This is a genomic window from Actinomadura luzonensis (assembly GCF_022664455.2).
Classification (GTDB): Bacteria; Actinomycetota; Actinomycetes; order Streptosporangiales; family Streptosporangiaceae; genus Nonomuraea; species Nonomuraea luzonensis.
In genome coordinates this window covers 205,989-232,794 of sequence record NZ_JAKRKC020000003.1, presented here as the reverse complement: position 1 = coordinate 232,794, position 26,806 = coordinate 205,989, and the positions used below count along the sequence as shown (strand labels likewise).

25 protein-coding genes and 1 other RNA gene are annotated in these 26,806 nt (G+C 71.3%); 12 read left to right on the top strand and 14 right to left on the bottom strand.

Annotation, left to right across the window (positions count from 1 at the left end; genetic code table 11):
- The first annotated feature begins 148 nt into the window (after positions 1 to 148).
- A complete protein-coding gene (locus tag MF672_RS46130; RefSeq protein WP_242376903.1) occupies positions 149 to 796 on the top strand; it encodes a L,D-transpeptidase family protein in 648 nt (215 codons plus the stop codon).
- 6 nt (positions 797 to 802) lie between these two features.
- On the opposite strand, the gene MF672_RS46125 is transcribed toward MF672_RS46130, so the two are convergent.
- From MF672_RS46125 to MF672_RS46105, 5 genes are all read right to left on the bottom strand, one after another.
- The gene (locus MF672_RS46125) at positions 803 to 2,227 is read right to left on the bottom strand and encodes an FAD-binding oxidoreductase (protein WP_242376831.1); all 1,425 of its coding nucleotides are present in this window, start codon (positions 2,225 to 2,227) and stop codon (positions 803 to 805) included.
- A 70-nt stretch (positions 2,228 to 2,297) separates the two neighbouring features.
- Entirely contained in the window at positions 2,298 to 3,878 is a 1,581-nt protein-coding gene (locus MF672_RS46120; RefSeq protein WP_242376833.1) for an NADH-quinone oxidoreductase subunit NuoF family protein, read from the bottom strand.
- Positions 3,879 to 3,939: 61 nt separating this feature from the next.
- Positions 3,940 to 4,773 (bottom strand): ferric reductase-like transmembrane domain-containing protein, encoded by an 834-nt coding sequence (locus MF672_RS46115; protein ID WP_242376835.1) that lies wholly within the window; start codon positions 4,771 to 4,773, stop codon positions 3,940 to 3,942.
- Between the two features lie 72 nt (positions 4,774 to 4,845).
- The gene (locus MF672_RS46110; RefSeq protein ID WP_242376838.1) at positions 4,846 to 6,327 is read right to left on the bottom strand and encodes a DUF1996 domain-containing protein; all 1,482 of its coding nucleotides are present in this window, start codon (positions 6,325 to 6,327) and stop codon (positions 4,846 to 4,848) included.
- Positions 6,328 to 6,969, bottom strand: coding sequence for a DUF4142 domain-containing protein (locus MF672_RS46105; protein WP_242376840.1), 642 nt, complete (start codon positions 6,967 to 6,969; stop codon positions 6,328 to 6,330).
- Between the two features lie 108 nt (positions 6,970 to 7,077).
- On the opposite strand from MF672_RS46105, the gene MF672_RS46100 reads away from it, so the two are divergent.
- The 3 genes from MF672_RS46100 to MF672_RS46090 all read left to right on the top strand — a co-directional run bounded on the left by MF672_RS46100 (position 7,078) and on the right by MF672_RS46090 (position 13,108).
- On the top strand, positions 7,078 to 7,632 hold the full coding sequence (locus MF672_RS46100; RefSeq protein ID WP_242376842.1) for a sigma-70 family RNA polymerase sigma factor: 555 nt from the start codon (positions 7,078 to 7,080) through the stop codon (positions 7,630 to 7,632).
- A complete protein-coding gene (locus tag MF672_RS46095) occupies positions 7,632 to 7,829 on the top strand; it encodes a zf-HC2 domain-containing protein (RefSeq protein WP_242376844.1) in 198 nt (65 codons plus the stop codon). The genes MF672_RS46100 and MF672_RS46095 overlap by 1 nt, the downstream gene beginning before the upstream one ends.
- A gap of 404 nt (positions 7,830 to 8,233) precedes the next feature.
- Positions 8,234 to 13,108: an NAD-glutamate dehydrogenase gene (locus tag MF672_RS46090; protein WP_242376846.1), complete on the top strand. Its 4,875-nt coding sequence runs from the start codon at positions 8,234 to 8,236 to the stop codon at positions 13,106 to 13,108.
- 39 nt (positions 13,109 to 13,147) lie between these two features.
- Here MF672_RS46090 and MF672_RS46085 read toward each other — a convergent pair whose 3' ends face one another.
- The 5 genes from MF672_RS46085 to MF672_RS46065 form a co-directional block, all read right to left on the bottom strand.
- Positions 13,148 to 13,984: an ABC transporter permease gene (locus MF672_RS46085; RefSeq protein ID WP_242376848.1), complete on the bottom strand. Its 837-nt coding sequence runs from the start codon at positions 13,982 to 13,984 to the stop codon at positions 13,148 to 13,150.
- The gene (locus MF672_RS46080) at positions 13,981 to 14,619 is read right to left on the bottom strand and encodes an ATP-binding cassette domain-containing protein (protein WP_308210669.1); all 639 of its coding nucleotides are present in this window, start codon (positions 14,617 to 14,619) and stop codon (positions 13,981 to 13,983) included. Before MF672_RS46080 ends, MF672_RS46085 begins: the two co-directional genes overlap by 4 nt.
- Positions 14,620 to 14,873: 254 nt before the next feature.
- The gene (locus tag MF672_RS46075; protein ID WP_242376850.1) at positions 14,874 to 15,356 is read right to left on the bottom strand and encodes a Clp protease N-terminal domain-containing protein; all 483 of its coding nucleotides are present in this window, start codon (positions 15,354 to 15,356) and stop codon (positions 14,874 to 14,876) included.
- A complete protein-coding gene (locus tag MF672_RS46070) occupies positions 15,353 to 15,586 on the bottom strand; it encodes an RNA polymerase subunit sigma-70 (protein ID WP_242376852.1) in 234 nt (77 codons plus the stop codon). The genes MF672_RS46075 and MF672_RS46070 overlap by 4 nt, the downstream gene beginning before the upstream one ends.
- A gap of 55 nt (positions 15,587 to 15,641) precedes the next feature.
- Complete coding sequence (locus tag MF672_RS46065; protein WP_242376854.1) at positions 15,642 to 16,661, bottom strand: DUF8094 domain-containing protein; 1,020 nt, start codon at positions 16,659 to 16,661, stop codon at positions 15,642 to 15,644.
- A 47-nt stretch (positions 16,662 to 16,708) separates the two neighbouring features.
- Here MF672_RS46065 and prfB point away from each other — a divergent pair, with 47 nt between their 5' ends.
- Positions 16,709 to 17,827: a peptide chain release factor 2 gene (prfB, locus tag MF672_RS46060; protein ID WP_242376856.1), complete on the top strand. Its 1,119-nt coding sequence runs from the start codon at positions 16,709 to 16,711 to the stop codon at positions 17,825 to 17,827.
- Between the two features lie 57 nt (positions 17,828 to 17,884).
- Here the strand turns inward: prfB and MF672_RS46055 are convergent, their stop codons facing one another.
- Entirely contained in the window at positions 17,885 to 18,076 is a 192-nt protein-coding gene (locus MF672_RS46055; RefSeq protein WP_242376859.1) for a hypothetical protein, read from the bottom strand.
- A gap of 202 nt (positions 18,077 to 18,278) precedes the next feature.
- On the opposite strand from MF672_RS46055, the gene ftsE reads away from it, so the two are divergent.
- The 7 genes from ftsE to MF672_RS46020 all read left to right on the top strand — a co-directional run bounded on the left by ftsE (position 18,279) and on the right by MF672_RS46020 (position 23,833).
- Positions 18,279 to 18,968, top strand: a complete 690-nt coding sequence (ftsE, locus tag MF672_RS46050) for a cell division ATP-binding protein FtsE (RefSeq protein WP_091079803.1) — start codon at positions 18,279 to 18,281, stop codon at positions 18,966 to 18,968.
- A gap of 20 nt (positions 18,969 to 18,988) precedes the next feature.
- Positions 18,989 to 19,897: a permease-like cell division protein FtsX gene (ftsX, locus tag MF672_RS46045; protein WP_242376861.1), complete on the top strand. Its 909-nt coding sequence runs from the start codon at positions 18,989 to 18,991 to the stop codon at positions 19,895 to 19,897.
- Positions 19,898 to 19,920: 23 nt separating this feature from the next.
- Positions 19,921 to 20,388, top strand: a complete 468-nt coding sequence (gene smpB, locus MF672_RS46040; protein ID WP_242376864.1) for an SsrA-binding protein SmpB — start codon at positions 19,921 to 19,923, stop codon at positions 20,386 to 20,388.
- A gap of 20 nt (positions 20,389 to 20,408) precedes the next feature.
- Positions 20,409 to 22,280, top strand: coding sequence for a penicillin-binding transpeptidase domain-containing protein (locus MF672_RS46035; protein ID WP_247815788.1), 1,872 nt, complete (start codon positions 20,409 to 20,411; stop codon positions 22,278 to 22,280).
- A 327-nt stretch (positions 22,281 to 22,607) separates the two neighbouring features.
- Positions 22,608 to 22,991: a transfer-messenger RNA gene (gene ssrA / locus MF672_RS46030) on the top strand.
- A 129-nt stretch (positions 22,992 to 23,120) separates the two neighbouring features.
- Positions 23,121 to 23,408 (top strand): hypothetical protein, encoded by a 288-nt coding sequence (locus MF672_RS46025; RefSeq protein WP_242376868.1) that lies wholly within the window; start codon positions 23,121 to 23,123, stop codon positions 23,406 to 23,408.
- Positions 23,405 to 23,833, top strand: coding sequence for a type II toxin-antitoxin system VapC family toxin (locus MF672_RS46020; RefSeq protein ID WP_242376870.1), 429 nt, complete (start codon positions 23,405 to 23,407; stop codon positions 23,831 to 23,833). Before MF672_RS46025 ends, MF672_RS46020 begins: the two co-directional genes overlap by 4 nt.
- A 65-nt stretch (positions 23,834 to 23,898) precedes the next feature.
- Here the strand turns inward: MF672_RS46020 and MF672_RS46015 are convergent, their stop codons facing one another.
- Genes MF672_RS46015 through rfbD form a run of 3 tightly spaced genes read right to left on the bottom strand, consistent with a single transcriptional unit; the run spans position 23,899 to position 26,697 of the window.
- A complete protein-coding gene (locus tag MF672_RS46015) occupies positions 23,899 to 25,212 on the bottom strand; it encodes an acyltransferase family protein (RefSeq protein ID WP_242376872.1) in 1,314 nt (437 codons plus the stop codon).
- Positions 25,209 to 25,820, bottom strand: a complete 612-nt coding sequence (locus tag MF672_RS46010) for a dTDP-4-dehydrorhamnose 3,5-epimerase family protein (RefSeq protein WP_242376874.1) — start codon at positions 25,818 to 25,820, stop codon at positions 25,209 to 25,211. The genes MF672_RS46015 and MF672_RS46010 overlap by 4 nt, the downstream gene beginning before the upstream one ends.
- Before the next feature lie 10 nt (positions 25,821 to 25,830).
- Entirely contained in the window at positions 25,831 to 26,697 is an 867-nt protein-coding gene (gene rfbD / locus MF672_RS46005; RefSeq protein ID WP_242376876.1) for a dTDP-4-dehydrorhamnose reductase, read from the bottom strand.
- Positions 26,698 to 26,806 lie beyond the last annotated feature (109 nt).

Here is a 26,806-nt window from a genome sequence, read left to right as displayed (position 1 = left end):
CTTCCCGGGTCGCGCGGGAGGATTGCGACTTGTTTTCCGGAACCCGTGGGTGGTTATTCGGTGGTTCGGGTACGCGCGATACATGAGGACAAAGGTACGGGGAATTGCGGCACTCGTTATGGGATGCGGCTTTTCGGCGTTGCTGGGCGTGCCGGTCGCGGCGTACGCGGAGACGGCGCCGGAGGTCGTGCTGAAGCCCGGCGACCGGGGCGAGGACGTGCGGACGTTGCAGCGCAGGCTGCACGCGGGCGGCTTCTACTGGGGCCGGCTGAACGGCGTGTACGACGACCAGACCAGGTACGCGGTCTGGGCCTTCCAGAAGACCCGCAGGCTCATGCCGAAGGGCGCGGTCGGCCCGGAGGTGTGGAAGGCGTTCGAGCGGCGCTCGCGCCAGCGGCCCATGGTGTCGACCGGCGGCCCGAACCGGGTGGAGGTGGACCTGCGCGACCAGCTCCTCACCGTCTACCGCAACCGCCGGCCCGTGCTGACCTCGCACATCTCCTCGGGCGCGGAGGTGCACTACTGCGAGAACGGGCACTGCGGGAACGCCGTGACGCCGGTGGGGGACTTCCGCGTGTCCAGCCGCGCGCCCGGCTGGACGACCGGGCGGCTGGGCTCGATGTTCAACTCGCTCTACTTCGTCGGCGGCATCGCCCTGCACGGCTCGACGCAGGTGCCGCTGCGGCCGGCCTCGCACGGCTGCGTGCGGGTGCCGATGTCGGTCTCCAAGCGGCTGTTCGAGATCGTCAAGATCGGCGACCCGGTGTACGTGCGCGGCAAGGTCTTCAAGCGCTGAGCCCGGTCACACGCCCTGGGGGAGGCGGAACAGGCGGCCGGGGTCGTAGGCGGCCTTGACCGCCGCCAGCCGGGCCGCGTTGGCGCCGTAATAGGCGCTCCGCCAGTCCGGTAAATCGGGGTCGAGGTAATTCACATACGCATGGTTCCCGAAATAATCGGACATATCAGCGTGAATGGCGCGTAGCCAAGCGCGGTCCATTCCCTCCTGGTAATACTGCACGCTGTAAAACGCCGCCCGGTGCGGGAAAGCCGTCGCCGTCGCGGCCACCCGCCCGATCGCGCCGCCCATCGCGTCCAGCAGCACCGAGTGCCGCCCGCCGCGCGCCACCCCGGCCACCAGCGCCCGCACGCCGGGCGCCGGCAGCCGCCGGTAGGCCAGGTGCGACTTGGCCGCGAACGACGTGCGCGGGACGCGCCGGCACTCGGCCGTGCTCCGCGAGCCGCAGCCGCCCATGATCTTCATGGCCTCCAGGTGGGGGACCGTGCGCACGTACCGGCGGGCGGGCCGGCCGAGCCGCGCCGTCAGCGGGGCCAGCGCCCGCTCCAGGCCCGCCGCGCCGCCCAGGTAGGTGCCCACGACCTCCACGTCCAGCCCGCTCGCCGAGCGCGTCAGGTGCAGCGACGACCACAGCTCGTCCGGGGCGGCCGGCGCCCACGCCTGCCACTCGCGCACCGCCGCGCCCGCCTTCGACCACGGCCAGTGCAGGAAGAACACGGTGGCCTGGCCGGCCTCGAACGTCCGGTAGGTGAAGGACACCGCCACGCCGAAGTTGCCGCCGCCCCCGCCCCGGCAGGCCCAGAACAGGTCGGGATGCCGCGTGGCGTCACAGTCGAGCACCCGGCCGTCGGCCGTCACCACCCGCACCGACTCCAGGACGTCGCAGGTCAGCCCGTGCTTCCTGGACACGACGCCGATCCCGCCGCCGAGCGTCAGGCCGCCCGCCCCCACCGTCGGGCAGGAGCCGGCGGGCACGCTCACGCCGCTGCGGGCCAGCCGGTCGTAGACGTCGATGAGCCGGGCGCCCGCGCCCACCGTGGCCCGGCCGCCCGCGTGGCCGCCCGCGTGACTGACCGCGTTCATCCGCGACAGGTCGACGACCAGCCCGGTGCCCGTGGACCAGCCCGCGTACGAGTGGCCGCCCGAGCGGGCGGTGACGGGGATGCCGCCCGCCCGGGCGAAGGCGAGACACGCGGCCACGTCGGCCGCGCTCTCGCAGTAGGCGACGCCGCCCGGCCTGATCCGGTCGTAGGCCGGGTTGAACAGGCGGCGGGCGGCGGCGTACCCGGCGTCGGCCGGCCGCACCAGCGACCCCGACAGCCTGCCGCGCAGCCCCGCCCAGTCGGGCGCGGCCGCGCCGCGCGCGCTCGCCCCGAACGCGCCCGCGAGCGGGGCCGCCGCCGCCGCGCGCAGGAAATCCCGGCGATCCATGAACGTCTCCCCGTCCCTCGTGCTCAACGGTGAGACGCCGGCATGGAGCACCGGGTTGGTCACAGCTTCGTCACCCGGCGGCCCCTCCTCCGGCTCCGGCGCGGGCCAGCCGGGGCACGCTGGCCGCCTTCATCACGCCGTCCTTGACCAGCCGCAGCGGCGACCCGGTCGACTTCGACGGGCCCGGCCCGTGCCCGTCCCCGCTGGACTGCGCGAGCCGCAGCGCCAGCGCCGGGCACATGTCCACGGCCCGCCGCGCCTCCTTGACCATCCACGCCGGGACGTTGCGGAAGGACGGGAAGCCGTAGTCATCCAGGTCCACGAACTCGGGCAGCAGGTGCGCGCACAGCCCGTGCCCCTGGCAGCGCGACCAGTCCACCTCCAGCCGGTACTCCAGCTCGGCCGCGCGCTCCGGCATCGGCATCACGCCGCGCACCGGCCGGCCGCACGAGCCGTGCTCCAGGTGCAGCGCGATCTCCGCCTCGAAGGCGTCCAGCGCCGACAGCACGAACTTGGCGGTGCCGTCGGGGTGGAAGCAGGCGCCGCGCCGCTCCACCAGCCGCACCGCCCGCCGTACGGCGTCGACCGAGCCGGCGCCCTCGACCAGCGCGTTCATCAGCTTGGCCACGTCCGGCAGGCCGAGCCGGCACGGGCCGCACTGGCCCGCCGACTCGCTGGCCAGGTACGAGGCGACCCGGGCGGCCTCGCCGAGCGCGCACGTGGACTCGCCCAGCGGCACGATGATGCCGGCCCCCAGCGTCGCGCCGGCGGCCTTCATGCCCTCGCGGGAGATCACCGCCGTCTCGACGGCCTCCGCCGACAGCCACGCGCCGTGGTAGCCGCCGATCAGCACGCCGTCGCCGATGTCGGCCTCGCACATGGCGAGCACGTCGGCCAGCAGCGTGCCGGTCGGCGTCTCGATGACCGCGCCGTGCGCCGCGCCGCCGCTGACGGTGAGCAGGATCGTGCCCGGCTCCTTGCTGGTGCCGACCGCGGCGTACTTCTGGGGGCCGTACTCGGCCAGCAGCGCGAGCTGCGCGTACGTCTCGGTGTTGGACAGCAGCGTCGGCAGCCCGTCCACGCCGCTCGTCGCGGCCCGCTTCTTGCGGCCCGGCGGGATGCCCTCCTCGCCGTTGACGGCCCTGACCAGCGCGCCGCCCTCGCCGGAGATGAAGCGCTCCTTGATGCCGACCACCCGGATCGGCACCCGGCTCTCGGCCCCGCCGGAGACGTTGGCGGCCCGGCGCTCGGCCACGGCGGCGGCGACGGACGCCTCGGCCACCTCGCCCCCGGCCGTGGCCACCACCACCTCCCTGGCCCCGAGCGCCTCGGCGGCCAGCACCGCGCCGTCGAGGACGAGGTGCGGGTTGCGGGTCAGCAGCATGGCGTCCTTGGAGCTGGCCGGCTCGCCCTCGGCGCCGTTGACCAGCACGACGCTCTCGCCGTTGGAGCCGGCGGCGTCGGCCACCGCCCGCAGCTTGCGCGCGAACGGGAAGGCCGCGCCGCCCCGCCCGCGCATGTCGACCTCGTTGGCGTAGGAGATGAGCTCGCCCAGCTCCCGCGGCTCCACGACGCCGTGGAGGGTGCGGTGGGCGGGCAGGTCGAGGCGACGGCAGTGGTCCAGCCCGGCGGTCAGCCGGGCCGGACCCATCCGTAACACCCTTGGCACTCGGGCCGGGATCACAGTCGCTCCTTCGCGATGAGAATCAGGGTCATCCGGCCTCCCGGTATCTGCGGCGGGCCTCGGCGAGGCTCACCGGCGCGTTCCGCATGGCCGCCGCCGTGGCGGCGGCGTTGCCCGCGGCGACCTTCTGCGGCCGCTCGGCGGGGACGCCCACGGCGGCCGGAGCGGTCACCGCGGGCCCTTCGACCCGTTCGGTGACGACGGGCGGCCGGCGCAGCGAGGCCAGCACGCGTACGATCAGCGCCCCGCCGACCGCCGCCAGGCTGGCCACGTACGACCAGGCCACCCAGCCCGCCGGTGGCCGGCCGGCGGTGAGCCCGTGCATGATGCCGATGGGCCAGGCCAGGTAGGCGGCGGAGTGCATGACCCGCCACATCCACGGCCGGTTCTTCACCGCGAACCGTCCCCGGACCATCCCGGTGACCACGGCCACCACCATCAGGTCGAGGGCCACGGTCCCGAGGGCCACGTAGATCCCGGCCACCGGGACGAACGCCGCCCCCAGCGGGACGTGGCCGAGACTGATCATGAGGGAGAGGTGCGTGACCAGGTAGGCCATGCCGATCAGGGCGGTGGCCCGGTGGGCGAGCTGCGCCCTGACCCGGTTGGCCGGGGACAGGAAGACGCGTTCGGTGGTGATGATGCCGAGCGCGACCGTCGCGGTCAGCAGCACCAGGGCGAACACGCCCGCGTAGAACTCTAGGAAGCCGACCCCGCGGCCGAGCAGCTCGATCCCGCGCTCGGTCCTGGTCAGCGCGAACGCCGACAGCAGGAGAGCCATGACCGTGGCGCTGGCCCCCAGCCGGACGCTTCGGGTGTCCAGCTGGGTGGCGTGATGCCGGGGGTGTCGTCTGTGGAGCATCTATTTCCCTCCAAGGTCGGGTGAGGGTGCGACTCGGAAGGCGGTGTGACCCTTCGCGGGCGCGTTCTCAGGTCAGCAACGGCGGCCCCGGTTGATGCAGGAGACGACGGTCTGCATCAGCCGGTCGGGCATGACGTTGGCGAAGTCGGCATGGTCGGTGACCGGGTTGTGCTTCTGCTCGGGGAAGGCGTCCAGCGCGTACGACGGACCCTGCGGCACCGAGTAGGTGAGCGTCATGCGGAGCTGCGGGATCGCTCGCGTGCCCTGCGGGCAGGCACCGCTCTGGTCGGGGAAGACCACGTGCGTGCGATGGTTGGCGCTGTCGGTGTTCTGCCCGTCCCAGCAGCTCGGGAAGTCCAGGATACGAACGACGAGGCTGCCGCGCGGGCAAAGCGGATATTTGTCGTTCGTTATGCGATTTTGGAATCCCGTGCAGGTCCAGGCGGCCTTCGCGTTCGCCGGGCCGTTGGTCGCGGCCTTCGCGTCGCCGGTGATGATCCGCAGGAACCTCGGCATGGCGACCACCCGGGAGGTGGCGTTGCCGCGGAACTGGAGCTGCACCGAGCGGGCGGTGAGCTGCTGGCCGACGTTGCCGTCGGGGTCGTTGGTGTTCTGGTCGACCTTGCGGTCCCTGAGCACCGGCCAGAAATAGGTGGACTTGTCGCCCAGCCGGCAGGTGGTCCCCGCCGCGGCCAGGCTCTCGTCGGTGGAGAAGGCGTCCGTCGACACATTGCCCACGTAGTCGTGGATGTGGTGCGCGCCGTTGCTCACGCCCGGGGCCACGATGAAGTTGTCGGGGTTGTTGTGCCTGTTCTCGTTCCTGCCGCACTGCGAGACGAAGGTGCCGCGCGAGCCGTTCCGGTTGAAGCGCACGCCGAACCGCTGCGGCGGGACCTGGCGGATGTCGACGAAGTCCTCGACGAACGGGCCGAGGTCGGCGCACTCGGCCTCGTCGGGGTCGTTCGTCGCCGAGCCGGTCGGGGAGGCGGTGGGCGACGCGGTGCCGTTGCCGCCGTTGTTGTTGCCGCCGTTGTTGCCGCCGTTGCCGCGGGTGTTCGTCGGGACCGGGGTGGCCGTCCTGGTGGGGTTGTTGCGGCGGCGCGAGAAGGTCGAGGCGGTCTGCTCGTCCGCGGGGGTGTCCTCAGGGGCGGCCTCGGGGGAGGCGGCCGGGTCGAGCAGCTTGGCGCCGCCCTGGGCGGCCTGCTGGTCGTCGGCCTGCTGCTGGTCCTGGCCCTGCTGCTGGTCGCCGGCCTGCTGGTCGTTCTGGCCGCCGTTCTGCTGCTGGTCGCCGTTCTGCTGCTGGTCTTGACCCTGCTGGTCCTGGCCCTGCTGGTCGTTCTGCTGCTGGTCGCCGGTCTGCTGGTCGTCCTGGCCCTGCTGGTCCGCGTTCCGCTGCCGCTGGTTGTTCTGCTGCTGGCCCTGGGAGGGCTGCTCGGCGGGGTCGCAGTGATCGGCCCGCGCGGGACCGACGCCGATGACGGCCGCGGACACCAGCCCGCTAGCCACCACGGCCAAGGCGGACATGGCCGCGGCCATGCGTCTGGAACTCGTCATTTAGTGTCTCCTCGTGTCGACCGCCAGAGCGACGGGTGGTGCTGGGGAGGGCGTGGGGGCCTCGGGGAGCTGCCCGAAATCGACCAGGCCGGTGGACTCCAGGAGCGTCATGTGGCGCATGACGAAGTTGATGCCTTCCTGGGCGAACTTCCTGATCTCCGCATTCCGGGTCCCGGCCCGTACGCCCGCCACGACGGTGAAGACCTTGCCGTGCGCGGCGCGCAACAGGTTCGCGAAGTCCTTGTCGAAGGCGGGGCCGCTCTCGGCGGCGAGCTGGGCCAGCCAGCGCTGCTGGTCGGCGTTGGGCTCGTCGGGGATGGCGACGCCCAGCTTCTTGGCGGTCTGGACGGTCATGGCGTCCAGCTTCTTGTGGTCCTCCATGATCAACCGGCCGACCTCCTTGACCCGCTGCGCCTCGGCGCGGGTCTGGGCCATGTCGCCCGCGGGCATCTCCCACAGCCCGGCCTGCCGCACCTTGATGAGCAGGTCTCGGTCGGCGGCGGTCAGCGGCCCCGCGGACGTCTGCGTGAACTGGGCGGCCGCCGGGTCGATCGACGGGGGCATGACCAGCACGATCGTCACGGCGGCGGCCAGGATGAAGCCGCCGAGCATGAACAGCTCGCCTCGCAAAAGCCTGTGCATGGTCGGAGGTACGCGGCGCCGGCGGGCCAGGTTCAGCTATGGCCGGGAATAGTTAGAAATGACTGGAGTTATCGGAGTGGCTACCGGACGGATAACAAAGGTGTAAAGATGTGCCCCGTGCTAGGTCACCTCGACGGCAGGTTCGAGAGTGCTGAAGCCGAGGCGGAGCATCGCATCGCGGTGCTTTACCAGGAGTTCGGCGGCCCTCTGCTGCGCCACGTGCGCAAAAGTACAGGTAACGACCTCCAGTGGGCCGAGGACGTCGTACAGGAGACGCTCGTCCGGGCCTGGCGTAACTCGGCAAGACTGCAATGGGAACCAAGCCTCTTATGGGCGTGGCTACTCACGGTAGCCCGCCGGATCGTCATCGACGGACGTCGACGCAAGAGCGTCCGGCCTCACGAGGTCGAGCCGCCGGAAGTCGACATGATGGCGGTGCCGGACGGCTCTGAGCGAGCCCTGTCGGCGATCGTCGTCGCCGACGCGCTGCGCAGTCTGTCCGAAGAACACCGCGAAGTCATTGAGCAGACCTACCTTCGAGACCGTACGATAAGTGAAGCGGCGGAGATTCTGGGGATACCGCCGGGCACGGTGAAGTCCCGGCTCTACTACGGGATCCGGGCTCTCCGCGAACTGCTGCGGGACAAGGGGGTAGCCGGCTGATGCACGACGGGGTGGCCGCCTACGTCCTCGGCGTCCTCGATGACGAGGAGAACGAGGCGTTCGAACGCCACCTCGACACGTGTGAGCAGTGCCAGCGCGAGCTCGTCGAGCTCGTCGAGCTGCCTGACGAGCTCGACGTGCTGAAGAACACCCCCTCCGCGTCCGACGACGACCCCCCGATGTCGATGTCGCGTTGACGTCCATCCCCATTTCGGGTGGTATCGGAAGCGGTAAGGCGGTTCAGGGGGAGGTGTTCGGTGGGCATCGACGGTGATGCGCCCCATCTCCCGCATCGGCCGGCGCCGATGGAGCAGGCCCATGTCCTGGGGACGACGACGCCCCAGGACCGTCCTGCGTTGTGGGATGCTTGCCCTGCCGCCCTCTCCCGGCGAGGTCTTCCGGTCATCGACGACGAGACCGTGAGCCCCGCTGCCGGCCGTGTCCGAAGACCGCCGGTCCCACGACGACCTGTGGCGGACCCGTCATGGGCGCCTTCTGCCTGCGCGGATGCCCGCGCCCGCACTACTTCCCGCCGCGGTGGGAACCAGAAGCCTGGCCGCGACCGGCCACGGCGAACCCTCACAAAGGAGTGAGACCTGACATGCCCCTCGACGAGGCCAAGGACGAGCTGCTCCAGCGAGCGGCCGAGAGCTGCGTGGCGAGCAGCGAGCACGTGACCGCCGAGGAGGCGCTGTCCTTCCTGCGGCTCTACTACCGTCACGTGGCCCCCGAGGACCTGCTCGACCGCGACCCCGTGGACGTGTACGGGCCCGCCATGTCGCAGCGGCAGCTCGCCGAGCAGCGCCCCCAGGGCCGCGCCGTGGTCCGCGCCTTCACCCCCACGCTGGAGGAGAACGGGTGGGACCCGGGGCACTCCGTGGTCGAGGTGGTCACCGACGACATGCCGTTCCTGGTCGACTCGGTGACGATGGAGCTGGACCGGCACGACCTCGGCACCCACCTGGTGGTCCACCCGCAGATGCGGGTGCGCAGGGACATGACCGGCCGCATGCTGGGCCGCGGCCAGGAGGACGTCACCGGCCAGATGCTGGTGGAGTCCTGGATCCACATCGAGATCGACCGGCAGGCCGACCCGGCGGCGCTGCAGGCGCTGGAGACCGACCTGCAGCGGGTGCTCACCGACGTGCGCCACGCGGTCGAGGACTTCAGGAAGATGCGGGCGCTGGCCGTCCAGACGGCCGAGGACCTCAGCATGAACCCGCCGCCGCTGGAGCCGGCCGAGGTCGAGGACAGCATCGACCTGCTGCGCTGGCTCGCCGACGGGCACTTCACCTTCCTCGGCTACCGCGAGTACCGCCTGGAGGACACCGACCAGGGCGCGGCGCTGCTGGCCCAGCCGGGCGCGGCGCTGGGCATCCTGCGCGACGACAAGATCGGCTCGGAGAGCTTCTCCGCGCTGCCCGCCGAGGTGCGGGCCAGGGCGCGGGACAAGCAGCTCATGATCATCACCAAGGCCAACTCGCGGGCCACCGTCCACCGGGCGACCTACCTCGACTACATCGGGGTCAAGCTGTTCTCGCCGGACGGCGAGGTGGTCGGCGAGCGGCGCTTCCTCGGCCTGTTCACGCACGTGGCCTACAACGAGTCGATCTCCCGCATCCCGGTGCTGCGGCGCAAGCTGGCCGACGTCCTCGACCGGGCCGGCCTCGCCCCCGACAGCCACGACGGCAAGGACCTCATCGAGATCCTGGAGTCCTTCCCGCGCGACGAGCTGTTCCAGACCTCGATCGAGCAGCTCCTGCCGATCGCGCTCGGCGTGCTGCGGCTGCGCGAGCGCAAGCAGGTCAAGCTGTTCCTGCGCCGCGACGACTACGGCCGCTACATCTCCTGCCTCATCTACCTGCCGCGCGACCGCTACACCACCAAGGTGCGGCTGAAGATGCAGGAGGTGCTGCTCAAGGCGCTCGGCGGCCGTTCGCTCGACTACAGCGCGATGATCGGCGAGTCGGTGCTGGCCCGCCTGCACGTGGTGGTGCGGGGCGAGCGCGGCCGGCAGCTCCCGCAGCCCGGCGTGGACGTGGAGGAGCTGGAGGCCCGCCTGGCCGCGATCACCCGCTCCTGGGAGGACGACCTGGCCGCCGCGCTCGGCGAGATGACCTCCGAGGAGGAGGCGCCGGCGCTCACCCGCCGCTACTCGGCCGCCTTCCCCGAGGGCTACAAGGCCGACTTCCCGCCCAAGGTGGCCGTGGTCGACCTGCGCCGCCTGGAGGGGCTGGTCGCCGCGGGCGACGACGACGAGGTCGGCATCAACCTCTACGAGCCGTACGACGCGGCCGAGGGGGAGCGGCGGCTCAAGATCTACAAGATCGGCTCGCCCATCTCGCTCTCCCACGCGCTGCCCCTCATCCAGCGGCTCGGCGTCGAGGTGGTGGACGAGCGGCCGTACGAAGTCGACCGCGACAACGACCCGGCCACCAAGAACGCCTGGATCTACGACTTCGGGCTGCGCTACACGCCCTCGGCCGAGGTGGACAGGAACGACTTCAAGCGCCTGTTCCAGGACGGCCTGCGGGCCCTGTGGAAGGGACGGGTGCAGGCCGACGACCTCAACGCGCTCATCCTGCGGGGCGGGCTGACCTGGGAGCAGGTCGAGGTCCTGCGGGTGTACGCCAAGTACCTGCGGCAGGCCGGGGGCACGTTCTCGCAGCCGTACATGGAGAAGGTGCTCACCGGCAACGTGCGGCTGGCGCGGCTGCTGGTCAAGCTGTTCGAGGCCAGGCTCGACCCGCGGCGCGACGAGGACCTGCGCGCCGACCTGGTGGACGCCCTGCGCGAGGAGATCCTGGGGGCGCTGGACGAGGTGGCCTCGCTGGACGAGGACCGCATCCTGCGGGCGTACCTGGAGATGATCCAGGCGACATTGCGCACCAATTACTTCCAAAAGGTGGATGGGCACCGCAAATCGTACATATCTCTCAAATTCGACCCGCAGGCGATCAGCGTGCTGCCGTTGCCGCGGCCGAAGTTCGAGATATTCGTGTACTCGCCGCGGGTGGAGGGCGTGCATCTGCGGTTCGGGAAGGTGGCGCGCGGCGGGCTGCGGTGGTCGGACCGGATGGAGGACTTCCGGACGGAGATCCTGGGCCTGGTGAAGGCGCAAATGGTGAAAAACACCGTTATTGTGCCGACTGGGTCTAAAGGTGGATTTGTCGTTAAGCGTCCCCCGGTGGGCGGCAGCCGCGAGGAGCTGCTGGCCGAGGGCGTGGCCTGCTACCGCACGTTCATCTCCGGCCTGCTCGACGTCACCGACAACCTCGTGGACGGCAAGGTCGTGCCGCCGCCCGACGTGGTCCGCCACGACGGCGACGACCCCTACCTCGTCGTCGCCGCCGACAAGGGCACCGCGACCTTCTCCGACATCGCCAACGCCGTCGCCAAGGACTACGGCTTCTGGCTGGGCGACGCCTTCGCCTCCGGCGGCTCCATCGGCTACGACCACAAGGCCATGGGCATCACCGCCCGCGGCGCCTGGGAGTCGGTCAAGTACCACTTCCGCACGATGGGCGTCGACACCCAGACCACCGACTTCACCGTGGCCGGCATCGGCGACATGTCGGGCGACGTGTTCGGCAACGGCATGCTGCTGTCCCGGCACATCCGCCTCGTGGCCGCCTTCGACCACCGGCACATCTTCGTCGACCCCTCCCCGGACGCCGCCCGCTCCTTCGCCGAGCGGCAGCGCCTGTTCGAGCTGCCGCGCAGCTCCTGGGAGGACTACGACGCCAAGCTGATCTCGCCCGGCGGCGGGGTGTTCGCCCGCTCCGCGAAGTCCATCCAGATCACGCCGCAGATGCGCGAGGCGCTCGGCATCCCGTCCGGCGTCACCTCGCTCGCCCCCCACGACCTGATCAGCGCCATCCTCAAGGCCCCGGTCGACCTGCTGTGGAACGGCGGCATCGGCACCTACGTCAAGGCCACGGCCGAGTCGCACGCCGACGTCGGCGACAAGGCCAACGACGCGCTCCGCGTCAACGCCGCCGACCTGCGCTGCAAGGTCATCGGCGAGGGCGGCAACCTCGGCCTGACCCAGCTCGCCCGCATCGAGTTCGCGCGCGGCGGCGGGCTGGTCAACACCGACTTCATCGACAACTCGGCCGGCGTCGACACCTCCGACCACGAGGTCAACATCAAGATCCTGCTCGACCAGGTCGTGCGCGACGGCGAGCTGACCGACAAGCAGCGCAACCAGGTCTTCACGTCCATGACCGACGAGGTCGCCGACCTCGTGCTGCGCGACAACCACGCCCAGAACGTCGTCCTCGACGCGGCCCGCACCCAGGCCGTCGAGATGCTGCACATCCACTCCCGCTACCTGCGGCGGCTGGAGCGCGAGGGGCTGGTCAACCGGGAGCTGGAGTTCCTGCCCTCGGACAAGACGCTGGCCGAGCGCCGCCAGGCCCGGCTCGGGCTCACCGCGCCCGAGTTCTCGGTCCTGCTGGCCTACACCAAGCTGGTCGTGGACGCCGAGCTGCTGAGCTCCGAGCTGCCCGACGAGCCCTACCTGGAGTCGTGGCTGGTCTCGTACTTCCCGTCGGCCCTCCGGGAGCGGTTCCGCACCTACATGGACGCGCACCCGCTGCGCCGCGAGATCATCACCACCTGCGTGGTGAACGAGCTGGTCAACAGCATGGGCACCACGTTCATGCACCGCTTCGGCGAGGAGACCGGCGCCTCGGCCCCCGACATCGTGCGGGCCTGGCTGGTGGCGCGGGAGGTCTTCGACCTGCCCGGCTTCTACCGGGCCGTGGAGGCCCTGGACAACCAGGTCGACACCGCCACCCAGATCGCGATGCTGCTGGAGGCGCGCAAGCTGGTCGAGCGCGGCACCCGCTGGCTGCTGGCCAACCGCCGGCCGCCGCTCGACCTCGCCGGGTCGGCGAGCTTCTTCGTCAAGGGCGTCAACGGGCTCATGGCCCACGTGCCCAAGCTGCTCACCGGGCCCGACCAGGCCGCCTACGAGGAGCGCCGCGACTCGTTCCTGGCCCGGGGCGTGCCGCAGGAGCTGGCCGAGCGGGTGGCCGCCATGGTGCCCGCGTACTCGACGCTCGACCTGGTAGAGATCGCCTCGCTCACCGAGCGGCCGGTCAGCGAGGTGGCCGAGGTCTACTTCGACCTGGCCGACCGGCTCCAGCTCGCCCGCCTGCGCGAGCGCGTGATCGCGCTGCCCCGCGACAACCGGTGGAACTCCATGGCCCGCTCGGCGCTGCGCGACGACCTCTACGCCGCGCACGCCTCCCTGACCAGGGACGTGCTGGCCCACAGCAAGCCGGGCCTGCCGCCGGAGGAGCGGCTGGCCCGCTGGTCGGAGGCCAACTCGGCGGCCGTCTCGCGGGCCAGGCAGACGTTGTCGGAGATCTGGGAGAGCGACAACTTCGACCTGGCCACGCTGTCGGTCGCGCTGCGGGCCATCCGCACGCTGGTGGCCGCCAGCAACCTGCCGCACACGGAGGCATAGAGCGCGGCGCGCGGGTGCTTCGCGGGTGCTGTGGTGGGGTCAGCCGATCCGCCGCAGCGCCCGCTCGCGGCGGGCCGCGACGCTCGCGCCCGACTCACCGCGCGCCATCCGCCGCAGCACGGCGGGCGCGAGCAGCAGGCCCGCCACCGCCCACGCGGCCAGCACGGCGGCCGTCTCCACCGGCCGCCACGACCCGCCGATCTCGACCGCGGCCGCCGCGTCCGGCAGCAACGCCGCGCGCATCTCGAGCCCCATCCAGTAGACCGGGAACACCTGCGCGACCGCCTGCAGCCAGACCGGCAGCACCACGATCGGGTAGAAGACGCCGGAGATCCCGATCACCGCGAGGAACGGAAGCTGGACCAGCCCCTGCGCCCGCGCGCTGGTGAACGCCGCCCCCAGCACCGCCCCGGCCGGCAGCGTGGCGGCCAGCCCGAGCACCAGCACCCACGCCAGCGCCGGCCAGGACCCCGGCCGCACCGCCAGGCCGTCCCCGACCACCAGCACGGCCGGCACCAGGAAGATCAGCAGGTCGGCGAGCAGCCCGCCGGCGACCGCGATCACCTTGCCCAGCAGGTAGGCGGGCATCCCGTGCGGGGTCGCCTTGGCCCGCAGCAGCGTGCCGTCCTCGCGGTCCGCCGTGAGCTGCTGGGACATGCCGATCATGCCGGTCGCGGCGTTCATGCCGAGGATGCCGGGTAACGCCAGCACGCCCAGCGGCACGCCGCCGAACGACAGGTCGCGCAGGAAGAACAAGGTGGCCACCATCAGCGCCGGCCACAGGACGTGCGAGAACAGCTCGGCCCCGTTCGTGAACAACTGCCGCAGCTCGATCAGGCCGCGGGACCAGCCCGCACGCAACACCGCCGCGTTCACCGGCCCGCCCCTTCCGCTTCCCGCACCAGCGCCAGGTACGACTGCTCCAGCGAGGCCCGCCGGACCTCCAGCTCCTGGACCTCCTCGCCGTGCCGGGCGAACAGCTCCCGCGCCAGCCGGGTCGAGTCCTGGGTCCGCCGCGCGTGCCGCCGGCCGCCGTGCAGCCAGCGCACCTCGTCCTCGCTCGCGATGCTCCGCGCCAGCTCGGCGGCGGTGCCGTCGGCGACGATCCGGCCGCCGGTCAGCACGAGGATGCGGTCGGCCAGCTTCTCGGCCTCGTCCAGGTCGTGCGTGGTGAGCAGGACCGTCGTCGCGCCGTCGGCCACCAGGCCGCGGACCAGCTCGTGGAACTCGTGCCTGGCCCGCGGGTCGAACCCGGCCGTCGGCTCGTCCAGGAACAGCGCCTCGGGACGTCCCACCAGCCCGATCGCCACGTCCAGGCGGCGCCGCTGGCCACCCGACAGCGTCTTGACCTTCTTGCCCGCGTGCCCGGTCAGGCCGACGGCCGCGATCAGCTCGTCGGCGTCCCACGGGCGCGGGATCTCCGGGGTGGCCCAGGCGGCGTAGTAGCCGCCGAGGTGGGCCAGCAGCTCCCGCACCCGCCATTTGCCGTGGTCGCGCCACGACTGCAGCACGATCCCGAGCCGCGCCCGCCACCGCTCGTCCCGCCGCGGCGCGCCTGGAAGGTCACGTCATGCAGGACGTCGGTGTCGCCGTAACGCATGCGCAGGCCGTCCACGTCGAGCACGAGCTTGTCGTCCTGGGTCATAGGGGGCCTCTCGTCGGAGGAGGGAGCTGGGGTCGCCCGCGGCTTCCGGGCGCGCGGGCACGGCGGCGTCGCCCGGCGTCCGGGCGCGTCGCGAGGGAGGGGCTGTGCGGGGCCGGGGGGCTACCAGGCTTCGCGGGCGAGGGTGTCGCGGGTGCGGGCCCGCAGGTCGGTGCGGTCGATGCCGGCCAGGGCGAGGGCGCGCGGGACGGTGCCGACCTCGGCTTCCAGGATGCCGAGCAGCAGGTGGGCGGGGCGCAGGTCGCGCTTGCCGGTGGCGAGGGCGAAGCCGCGTTCGATGGCGAGCCGGCCGGAGGCGCCGAGCTTCGGCTTTCGTTCCGGGTCGGGGGAGGGCCGGGGCAGGCCGTAGGCGGCGGGCTGGACGCCGACGGCGGCCAGGCTGTGCTCGAACTCGCGGTCCAGCGCCCGCCTGACGTCCGCCCGGCCGAGACCGGCGGCGGTCAGGACGCGGTGGGCGGCCGTGCCGTCCGTGGCGGCGATCCCGAGCAGCAGGTGGTGGGCCTCGACGGCGGTGGAGCCGTCCTCGCGTGCCTCGGTGATGCCCCGCTTGATGATCGCGTCGATGTAGTGGTCGATCCGGCTCACTGTCGTCTCCTCAGCGCGACGCCCGCGGCGATCAGCCGCGGGGCGTGCTTCTTGTGGACCGCCTGGCGGGTCACGCCGAGTGCCTCGGCGACCTCCGGCCAGCTCCAGCCCGCGCGCATGGCCTGCTCGACGGCGGCGTCCTCCAGCCGGTCGGCGAGCCGTCGCAGGGCGACGACCGCGGCCAGCGCGTCGGCGGGGTCCTGGGGAACGGTGGGGTCTTCTGCCGGCATACAAGCAACCGTAGTTGACTAAGCGCCGCTTAGTCAACCTGAGTTGCTCAAAGGGTCAGGTGCCCGAGGCGCGCGTCAACCCTCCGTCGTGCGCGATGACGGCCGCCGCGCCGGCCTTGGCGATCGGCGGCACCGCGGTGGCGAACTGATGGGTCTCGACCAGACGCAGCGAGCGGCGCACGGGCGGGTCGACGGCCCAGCGGGCGGTGTCGGGCACCGGGATGCCCCAGTCGTCCTCGGCGGTCTTGGTGGTGGTGGTCGTGGTCCGCGACAGCGAGTACTGGATCAGCGCCCCGCCGTCGGCCGTGCGCAGGGCGTACACGGGGAAGTTGTCGGCGCTGAAGATGGAGTCGTAGCTGTAGCCGTCGGCCTTCGCCTTCTCGCGCAGCTCCGCGATCTGCTCGGCGATCTCCGTGGTGTACGGCCCCGCCGCCACCAGCCCCGCCGTCACCCCCGACTTGCCGGTCTCGGCCACGCTGGCGTGCACCGGCTGCATGAACTGCGGGCTGATCGTGACCGTCCTGTCGTCGGCGGCCAGCGCCGTCGCGTAGCCCTCGGCGTCCAGCGCGATGTCCGGGACCCGCTGCCCCGGCAGCAGCTCGGCCGCCGAGCTGAGCCGCCAGTCGTCGGAACGGGCGAAGGTCAGCAACGCGGGCCGCCCGTCGCGGGTCACCAGCGCGCTGAACCAGGGCGCGGTCTCGCCGGGGGCGAACCTGGGCACGTAGAGCGTGGGCGCGCCCCACCGGTGGCGGGGCGGCGCGTAGCCGGTGGACAGGTACGCGGCCACGCTGAGCGGCGTCTGCCCGCCGGTGGTCAGGTCGGCCGCGAGGCCGAGCCGGCCTTCGAGCGGGCTCTTCACGCGCAGCCGGTCGTCGGTGAGGATGATCCGCCGGAACACCTCGCCCGCCTCGGCCCTGGTGATCGCCACCAGGCTCGGCGAGGGCGTGGGCGTGGCCGACACGGCGGCCGCCGACCTGGTGGGAGGGGGCGGCGCGGCCGCGCCCGAGCAGGCGGTCGCCCCGGCCAGCATGCCGCAGGCGAGCGCCAGGAGCCACCGCCGCCCGTATGCACGCACCTCGCCATGTTATTCGGGCACGCGAGGGTCGCGTACCCTTGGGAGACGTGGCAGGCATCGATCCGGCAGAAGAGATCAACGAGCTCGCGGGCACGCTCCGCAGCATCCAGGACGTGCTCGACCTCGACGCGATGCGCAAGCAGATCGAGGAGCTGGAGCAGCAGGTCGCCGCGCCCGACCTCTGGGACGACCCCGAGCAGGCCCAGAAGGTCACCAGCAAGCTGTCCCACCTCCAGGGCGAGCTCAACCGGGTCGAGGGCGTCGCGCGCCGCCTCGACGACCTCGGCGTGCTCTACGAGCTGGCGGCCGAGGAGGGCGACGCCGACACGCGGGCCGAGGCCGACAAGGAACTGGACTCGCTGAGGTCCGACATCGGCGCGCTCGAGGTCCGCACCCTGCTGTCGGGCGAGTACGACGCCCGCGAGGCCCTGGTCACCATCAACGCGCAGGCCGGCGGCGTCGACGCGGCCGACTGGGCCGAGATGCTGCTGCGCATGTACCTGCGCTGGGCCGAGCGGAAGAACTACGCCACCGAGGTCTACGACACCTCCTACGCGGAGGAGGCCGGCATCAAGTCGGCCACCTTCACCATCAAGGCGCCCTACGCCTACGGCACGCTGCGCGGCGAGCACGGCACGCACCGCCTGGTCCGCATCAGCCCGTTCGACAACCAGGGGCGGCGGCAGACCTCCTTCGCCGGCGTCGACGTCGTGCCGGTCGTGGAGCAGACCGACCACATCGACATCAACGAGGACGAGATCCGCGTCGACGTCTACCGCTCCAGCGGCCCCGGCGGCCAGGGCGTCAACACCACCGACTCCGCCGTGCGCATCACCCACCTGCCGACCAACATCGTGGTCTCCTGCCAGAACGAGCGCTCGCAGCTCCAGAACCGCGCCACCGCCATGGCGGTGCTCCAGGCCAAGCTGCTGGAGCGCAAGCGGCAGGAGGAGGCGGAGAAGATGTCGGAGCTGCGCGGGGCCACCACCACGTCGTGGGGCACCCAGATCCGCAACTACGTGCTGCACCCGTACCAGATCGTGAAGGACCTGCGCACGGGCACCGAGGCGGGCAACCCGTCGGCGGTGCTCGACGGCGACCTCGACGGGTTCATCGAGTCGGAGATCCGCTGGATGCGCCGGCAGGAGTCGGGCGCGGCGGAGTAGCCGACCGGCCGGAATGGGCCGCCCGGTCGCTCCGGCCGGCGGCTCGCGGCCCGGCGGCTACAGGCCGCTCAGGTGCTTGACCGCCAGCGTCGCGAAGAGCAGCACGACGAGGAGCAGGGCGATCAGGGCGGGCGACAGCCCGGCGAAGCCGTGCTGGTGCATCCGCTCGCGAGCGGCGCGGCAGAGCGGGCAGCGGCCCTCGATGACGGGGTGGGCGCACTGCGCGCATACGAGGTGTTCGCAACTCATGTCAGCCCCAAGTCTAGCCGCACAATCGTTTTGTTTCCGTTATGGACGTTCCATGCCAGTCTTCCCCCTAGACTGTCGTCTGGCCAATCGGAACGTCGATCATCGGTAAAGGCGACGGCCGCCGAGTGGCCGGTGGCGGGAAGGGGCATGTGCCACCCTCGCTTCCGTCCTGACCCCTAGACTGGCATGCCGTGATGCTCTCGTGATCCATTTCGATAATGTCACCAAGGTCTACGCGAACCAGAACCGGCCCGCCCTCGACCACGTATCCGTAGACGTGGACAAGGGCGAGTTCGTGTTCCTCGTCGGCCCTTCGGGGTCAGGCAAGTCCACGTTCCTGCGTCTGATCCTCAAGGAGGAGCGGCCCAACTCCGGCGCGATCCACGTCGCCGGCAAGGACCTCGCCCGCCTCTCCAACTTCAAGGTGCCGCACCTGCGCCGCCGCATCGGCTGCGTGTTCCAGGACTTCCGGCTGCTGCCCAACAAGAACGTCTACGAGAACGTGGCGTTCGCGCTCGAGGTCATCGGCAAGCCCCGGCGGTTCATCCGCAAGGTGGTCCCCGAGGTCATCGAGCTGGTCGGCCTGGAGGGCAAGGCGCACCGCATGCCCGACGAGCTGTCCGGTGGCGAGCAGCAGCGCGTCGCCATGGCCCGCGCGTTCGTGAACCGGCCGATGATCCTGCTGGCCGACGAGCCCACGGGCAACATCGACCCCGCGACGAGCATCGGCATCATGAAGGTGCTCGACCGCATCAACAGGACTGGCACCACGGTCGTCATGGCCACGCACGACGCGGCCATCGTCGACTCCATGCGCAAGCGTGTGGTGGAGCTGGAGGACGGCAAGATCGTCCGTGACCAGTCGCGTGGCGTTTACGGCCAGGCGTACTGACAGGGAGCTGTAGACAGAACATGCGGGCGAACTTCATCTTCTCCGAGGTCTGGATCGGCCTCCGTCGCAACCTGACCATGACGATCGCGGTGGTCATCACCGTTGCGGTCGGTATGGCGATGCTGGGCGTCGGCTTGATGATCAACGCCCAGGTCGGCCTGATCCGCGGGTATTGGGACGACAAAGTGGAGATCTCGGTCTTCCTGTGCACCAAGGGGTCGGCCGTCGAGGCGTGCAACGGCAAGGCCATCACCCAGGCCCAGACCAAGACCCTCCAGCAGCACCTCCAGGGCACCCCGGGCGTCAAGGAGGTCTTCTACGAGGACCAGTCCACGGCCTACCAGAACTTCCAGGAGGCCTTCGCCTCCAACAAGGCCCTGCTGAGCGCCACCAAGGTCGAGGACATGCCGACCTCGTTCCGGATCAAGGTGGCCGACCCCAACAACTACCAGTCGGTCATCCAGGCCATCCAGGGCCAGCCGGGCGTGTCCCAGGTGACCGACCAGAAGCAGCTCGTCGGGCCGTTCTTCCAGATGCTCGACAAGCTCGCCTACTACGCGCTCGCGGTCGCGATCATCCTGGTGCTGGCGGCGGCGTTGCTCATCGGCAACACCGTCCGGCTGTCGGCGTTCAACCGGCGGCGGGAGACCGGCATCATGCGCCTGGTCGGCGCCTCCAACCTCTACATCCAGCTGCCCTTCATCATGGAGGGCGTGATCGCGGGCCTCATCGGCGGCGTGTTCGCGGCGGTCATCCTGATCGTCACGAAGGTGATGCTGTTCGAGGAGCTGGGCTCGTTCGTCGGCGGCCCGACCGCCCAGCTCGGCTGGGACGCGGTGGCGCAGACGATCACGTTCACGATGATCATCGGAGTGGTGATCTGTGTGCTCGCGTCCTTCGTCACCCTCCGCCGCTACCTCAGAGTGTGACGGAACGCCGGTAAAGTCGAAGCATGCCACGTGAGACCGGGCGGAAGGTCATCGCCCAGAACAAACGCGCTCGGCACGATTACCACATCGAGGACACCTTCGAGGCGGGGCTCGTGCTGCAGGGCACCGAGGTGAAGTCGCTCCGCGAGGGCCGCGCCTCGCTCGTCGACGGCTACGCCAGCATCGACGGCGACGAGGCGTGGCTGCTCAACGTGCACATCCCCGAGTACGCGCAGGGCACGTGGACCAACCACTCGGCCCGCCGCAAGCGCAAGCTGCTGCTGCACCGCAAGGAGATCGACAAGCTCGCCGTCAAGACGAAGGAGGGCGGGCTGACGATCGTCCCGCTGTCGCTGTACTTCAAGGACGGCCGGGCCAAGGTCGAGATCGGCCTCGCGCGCGGCAAGAAGGACTGGGACAAGCGGCAGTCGCTGGCGGAGCAGCAGGCCAAGCGGGAGATGGCCCGCGCCCTGCGCTACCGCAGCAGATGAGAGACGCGGCACCGCCCACGATGAGACGCGCCCGCCGCACGCTGTCCGCGACCGTCACCCTGGCGGTCGCGTGCACCACCCTGACCGGCTGCTTCGAGGAGCCGTCGCCGCACGACGCGGTGCGCGACTTCCTCGTGGGCTGGCAGACCGAGGACTACGAGCTGGCCGCCGGCCGCACCGACGGCGACCAGGCGACGGTGCGCAAGGCCCTGTCGGACGCCAAGCTGGAGCTCGACGCGGCCTCGTTCCGCTTCAAGATCAAGAGCGTCACGGTGGACGGCGACGCGTCCAAGGCCGACTTCCGCGCCGAGGTCGACCTGGGCGAGAACAACCCGCTCTGGGAGTACGACGGCGTGCTGCCGCTGCACCTGGTCGACGGGTCGTGGAAGGTGCGCTGGTCGCCGTCGGTGCTGCACCCGCAGCTCAAGGACGGCGAGCGCTTCGCGGTCGACATCACGCCCAACCCGCGTCAGCCGGTCGTCGACCGCAGCGGCGAGCCGCTGCAGACCGACACCGTGCTCTACGTCGCCGGCGTCTACCCCGCGCAGCTCGGCGACCGGGCCGAGGAGGTCGTCGCCCGGCTGTCGGAGCTCACCGACTACGCCCAGGACCGGCTGCTGAGCCGCATCAGGTCGTCCCCGCCGGACAAGTTCGTGCCGCTGGTGACCTTCTGGCGGACGCGCTACCAGGCGTTGCAGTCCAAGCTCGGCGCCATCCCCGGCATCAAGGTCGTGCCGCAGGACCAGCCGGTCAACCCCGACGCGCCCCGGCAGATCGTCGGCAGCGTCAGCGCGCTCACCCCCGAGACCGAGCAGAAGCTCGGCGGCCCGCAGCGGGCCGGTGACTCCGTCGGCAAGAGCGGCCTGCAGCAGGCGTACCAGAACTACCTGACCGGCTCCACCGAGACCAAGGTCATCACGCTCGACCTCAAGACCGGCGAGGAGGCCGCGCAGCTCAAGGAGTGGCCCGGCCGGCAGAACGTCTCGGTCAAGACCACCCTCGACCGCGGCATGCAGACGGCGGCCGAGCAGGCCGTGGCCGACTCCGACACCAGCTCGCTGGTCGTCGTCGACAAGAACACCGGCGAGATCCGCGCGGTCGCCACCAAGGGCATGCACCAGGAGAAGGACGCCCTGGCCGGCAAGTTCCCGGCGGGCACGGCGTTCTCCGTCGTGGCGGCCGACGCGCTGCTCAAGGCCGGGGTGAGCCCCAAGCAGCGGCTCGACTGCCCGGCCGAGCGCACGGTCGGCGGGGCCAAGTTCGCGCACGCCGGGCAGACGACGACGGGCACCGGAGGCGTCGGGGGCGCCGCGGGCACCTTCCAGGAGAACTTCGCCAAGGGCTGCGTCACCGCGCTGGCCTCCCTGGCCCGCCGCGTCAAGGCCGACGACCTGAAGAAGAGCGCCGAGGCGTTCGGGGTGGGGCGGCAGTGGCGGCTGCCGCTGAAGTCGTTCAGCGGCTCGTTCCCGTCGCTGGACGGCGACGCCGACAAGGCCAAGGCCATCGCGGGGCAGACCGTGCAGGTCAGCCCGCTCGGCATGGCGCTGGTGGGGGCGGCGGTGGCGTCCGGCACCTGGCGGCCGCCCGTGCTCGTCACCGAGCCCACCTCGCCCGACCCGGCCGCCGAGACCGTGCCGCGGGCCCAGCCCGACCCGGTGCCGATGGACCCGAAGGTCCGCGCCGCCCTGACCAAGATGATGCGGGCCGGCGCCCTCGGCACGCCCGCCCAGGCGGGCCGCGCCCCGGTGTACGGGGTGACGGCCACGGCGGGCAACCAGCTCACCTGGTTCGTCGGCTGGCAGGGCGATCTGGCCGTCGCGGTGCTGTCGAAGAACTACAACGCGGGGGCCGTCGCGGGCGGCTTCTTCTCGGCCCTTCGCACCTCTTCGTGAAATTGTCGTCACGGCGAGCAACCATCGGGAGCCCGCCAGGCGTCTTACATGATGACTGGGCCCGCTCGGGGGGTTGCGGTCCCAGTCGCCGTGATGAGATCAGGGCTTCATCTCGGGGGAAGCCCTGCCGTCCGGACCGGCTCGACCCTGCCGGTCGGCCCCCGGGGGCGCGTGCGTTCACGCCGCGCTCCCGGGGGTTTCGGCATGCCCGCGACCGGGCGCGCCACGGGGAATTAAGTTGGCGTTGGGGGCGTTGTCCCGTGTACATTCATGTTGCTCACCTCGTCCGCCCCATCAGCAGGGCGGGGTGGTGTTGACAACTGCACAGGGGGTGACTGGCTTCGACTTCGACTTTGCAAGCCAGGTGAAGCGGGCCGAGGACTGCGGACATAACCTCGTTAATCCTGTGACCGCAAACAACAAGTGCCAATTCTAAGCGCACTGTGGTCGGCCAGGACTCCCTGGCCCTCGCTGCCTAAGTAGCGAAACCACTGTCAGCCCGGGACTGCCTTCGGCCCGGTGTCTGGCATCGTCAGAAGGCTCAACCGATCGACCCGGCCACGGGGGAGATCGGGAAAACAAACAGTGGCTGAGCCCGTCGGCGACTCGCCTGCGTGATCGCCGGGGCTGAGAAAAACACAGCAGGCTGCGCCCGGAGAAGCCCTGACTTGGGGTTGAAGGACGCGGGTTCGATTCCCGCCACCTCCACTGTTCCGCCTGGACCGCCTCTGACCTGCCGAAATGTCGGCAGGCGGGGGCGGTTTTCGCGTTCTCGGGCAACCCGGGAGCAGGGCAGATTCCCCCGTACCACACCGTGGTACGAGGGGGTACAGTCGGACTATGGACGCTCCGAAGGCTCGTCCGACCGAGGTGAGTGTGCGCCAGTTCGTCAACGACTCCGGCAGCGTCACGCGAGGTCTGCGCGAGGGAAAGCGGTACATACTCACGATCAACGGTGAGCCGCTCGCCGAAGTGAAGCCGATCAAGCGCCGCCGCTTCGTTCCTACGGCTGAGGCGCAGGCCGTCTTCGCCACCTCCCCGGCCATCGACTGGAACGAGGTGCGAGGTGATCTGGATGCGATGATCGATGACGAGCTACGCGATCCGCTCGACGGGACCGGTCTGTGATCCGGCATGAGCGAGGCGTCCTCGACACGAACATCGTGGCCGCCTTCAAGCTCTTCGACGCCGCCGAACTGCCCGCGGAGTCAGCGATCACCGCGATCACGCTCGGCGAACTGTCGCGCGGCCCGTACGCCACCGATGACGCGGTCAAGCGCGCGGGCACAATTGCGGCGCTTCAGCACGCCGAGGCGGCATTCGGTGACCCCCTGCCGTACGACGCCGAGGCGGCCCGCATGTTCGGGCAGATCTGTGCCGTCGTGTACGCACAGGGCCGACAGCCACGAAGCCGGACGGCCGATCTGATGATCGCCGCGACGGCGGCCAGTAACGAGTTGCCGTTGTTCACCGCGAACCCCAAGGACTTCGACGGTCTGGGGCAGCTCGTGAACGTAGTCGCCGTGACACGACCTTTCGGCGCGACGGGTTGAGGCCCGTGTGGTCGGAAGCGCCGCTTCCGCCGCACGGGCCTTCGTCTTGTCCGGGGTGCGACCGGTCAGCCGGTTCCCGCCGGGACCTCGGCGGCGGTGGCCGGCGCGGACGGGGTGCGCGGCCTGGGGCGCAGCAACCGCTGCAGCGGCAGCTCGACCACGCGGTGCAGCAGCCAGGCGACCAGCAGCGCCACCGCCAGTTCGAGCAGCATGAACGGCAGCGCCTGGTACCACTGCCAGGTCACCGTGTTGTCGGGCACCCACCCCCGCCCGTACATCCAGATGCCGATCCGGATCGAGAGCTGTTCCTGCGCCAGCAGGTGGCAGGCGTAGAAGGAGAACGACACCTCGCCCAGCCACACCATGGTCCGCGACCGCAGCGGTGACCAGCGGCCCTCCAGGTCGGCCCGCACCAGGGCCGCGATCAGGAACATCCAGGGGATCACCATGCCCGCCTGGAAGTGCAGGTAGCCGGGCAGGTTGTAGTTGAGCGCCCAGCCCGCGACGCACAGCAGCAGGCTGACCGCGACGTTCGGGCCGCGCCACGAGCCGCGCTTGAGCAGCAGCGCGATCACGACGCCGAGCACGAACTCGGGCAGCCGGGCGGGCGGGAACAGGTAGGCGAACCAGAACACGAACGGCCCCCCGCCGCCGGCCGTCGGCACCATCTCGAACGAGTCGGGGCGGGCGAGGGCGAAAGTGCCGCCGACCAGGGCGGGCAGCCCGAAGATCGACAGCAGGCAGACGCCCAGCACCGCGTACAGGCCCCGGGCGCGGATCCGCGGCAGCAGGGCGAGCAGCAGCGGGAAGCACAGGTAGAAGAACGCCTCGCAGGACAGGGACCAGGACACGACGTTCAGCCCGAAGTAGGCGAACTGGCTGGGGATCCAGGCGTGCAGCATCAGGGCGTGCGAGGCCAGGATCGTCCAGGCCGGCCAGCCGAACGCCGCCACCACGGCCACCAGCGCCGCCACCGTCGTCACCAGGTGGACGGGGTAGATCTTGGCGACGCGCCGCCGGTAGAAGTCGCGCGCCCGGTCGGCGGGCTTGGCGATCCAGGTCAGGACGAACCCGCTGAGCACGAAGAACCCCGACACGGCGACGCTGGGGTAGGAGAACAGGACCTCGAGGGCCCGCTGCAGGAAGGACCTCGCCTCGGTTCCGTGCGGGGCGGTCAGGCCGAGGGCGGTGAAGTGCCCGCCGAACACGACGAACGCCAGCACCGCGCGAAGGCCGGTCAGCGACGGCAGGTAATTCCTCGCCGCCAGGGTTCCCGCGCCGGCCGCGGCCGGCGCGGCCCTGCCGTCGAGGGGAGCGGCCGGCGCGGCCCCGCCGGCGGTGGGGGAGGCGGGGGCCGGGTCCCGGCGGTCGGTGGTCATCGGGTCCGCACCTCCGCCCCGGGCAGCCGGGCGCCCGGCAGCGCGCAGTCGGCGTAGTTCGGCAGGAGCCCGGCCTCCATGGCCTCCCGCAGCGTGGGGGCGGTGACGTCCTTGGGGGAGACGATCCAGTCCAGGTCGGTGGGCCAGGGCAGCGCCGGGTCGGAGCCGAGCGCGTTGATCGTGCGCTCCCGGCTGGCCACGTACGGCTCGGAGCACAGGTAGGCCATGATGGCCTCGTCCGTCAGGGCCATGAACGCGTGGCCGAGCCCCGCTGACAGGTAGACCGCCTTCCACTCGCCGCCGCCCAGCCGTACCGCGTCGAACTGGCCGAACGTGGGGGAGCCGACCCGGACGTCCACCACCATGTCGAGGATCTCGCCGGCCAGGCAGCACACCCACTTGGCCTGCCCGGGCGGCACGTCCACGAAGTGCACGCCCCGGATCACGCCGCGCCGCGACACCGACACGTTCGCCTGAGCCAGGGGCGGCGGCTGGCCGGTGGCCTGCTCGAACGGTTCCTGCTTGAACCATTCGACGAAGGTCCCGCGCTCGTCGAAGTGCGGACGCAGGCTCACCTGCCAGGCGTCGTGGACCCGTAGAGGGCGCATGTGGTCTCCTTCACCGAAGATCGGGCACTGCTGTGCCGGTGGCCAGTTCCGGGTGGGCCGCGGCGAGCGCGGCCCGCCAGTGCGGCAGCGGCGTCAGGCCCAGCCGTTCGCCGTGGTCGTGCAGGACCGAGTACGCGGGGCGCGGCGCGGGCCGCGGCACCGCGGCCGCGCTCACCGGGCGGACCAGGGCCGGGTCGGCGCCCGACTCCTCGTAGATGGCGCGGGCGAACTCGTACCAGGTCGCCTCGCCCGAGGAGACCGCGTGGTAGACCCCCGGGGGCGCGCTCCGGTCGATCAGCTCCACGATCCGGGCCGCCACGTGCCGGGCCCAGGTCGGCTGGCCGCGTACGTCGGCCACGACGTCGCTGGGCCGGCCGTCCCTGGCCCGCCCGAGCATCGTGGGCACGAAACCCGTGGTACGGGCGCCGTACAGCCAGGCGGTGCGGACGATCCACGACCTCTGGGGCGCGGCCGACCGCACCGCCCACTCGCCGGCGGCCTTGGTGCGGCCGTAGGCCGACAGCGGGGCCATCCGGTCCGCGGTCCCGTACGGGACGCGCGCGGTCCCGGCGAAGACGTAGTCCGTCGAGACGTGCACCAGCGCCGCCCCCCGCGCCCCGCACGCCTCGGCCAGGCGCAGCGGGCCCAGCGCGTTGACGGCGAACGCCCCTCGCTCGTCGCGCTCGGCGCCGTCGACGTCGGTCCAGGCCGCGCAGTTGACCACCACGTCGTGCCCGCGTACGGCCCGCTCGGCCACGTCGGCGTCGGTGATGTCCAGCTCGTCGTGTCCGAGGGCGGTCGCGGCGCGGGCGGACAGGGCGGCGGCCATCTCCCGCCCGAGCATCCCGCCCGCACCCGTCACCAGCCATCTGGTCATCGCTGCACGTCCTTTCGCCGGGAGAGGTGCGATCAGCAGCTTGCGCGGCCTCCCTTGAGGGCCACTACAGAACCGCCGGGGCGGCCTCGGGCGGCCGGTCGGGGCCGGG